At 42.2% G+C, this 505-nt stretch carries 1 protein-coding gene; it reads right to left on the bottom strand.

Annotation, left to right across the window (positions count from 1 at the left end; genetic code table 11):
• On the bottom strand, nucleotides 1-505 hold a 505-nt coding region (locus tag ACNOHI_RS25685; protein ID WP_420477549.1), incomplete at both ends, for a hypothetical protein.

Raw genomic sequence — 505 nt, forward strand, 5'->3', positions numbered from 1 at the left:
ATACCGCTTGGCATAATACGGAAACTGGTCGAGCTATACTTCGCGAAAACAAAGTCGAGCATGGTCTGAGCAGAAGCGGCTGTTGTTACGTCAAACACATGAGGAGCCCGGTAAGCAGAAAACCAGTTGTTTTTTCCAGGGCCAGTTTCTGTGGTCAGGTTAACTGTAAAGGTTAAAAGTTTATTATAAACCTTCGCAACAGGCAGTTCGATCACTTTCTCCTTATTACCCTGGTTTTTTGCTGTTATCCTCACAGCCTCGGTATTTTTAACACCGCTGTAATTGGCTGTAAAGTTAAATTCATCCCGGGGAGTGCCAAGGGTTAAAGGAACTTCAGTACCATATGAACCGTTCACTTTTACTGCATAAGAAAGGCTGACAACATCACTACCAGAAGTAATCATACCTGATAATGCGTTAGAAATACCAGCATACACCTTATAAATAGATGTAATTCCCCCCGAAAGCGTTATGTTTACCGCATCATCAACAACACTTCCTATCT

It is taken from the genome of Noviherbaspirillum sp. ST9, from assembly GCF_048799745.1.
Classification (GTDB): Bacteria; Pseudomonadota; Gammaproteobacteria; order Burkholderiales; family Burkholderiaceae_D; genus Noviherbaspirillum.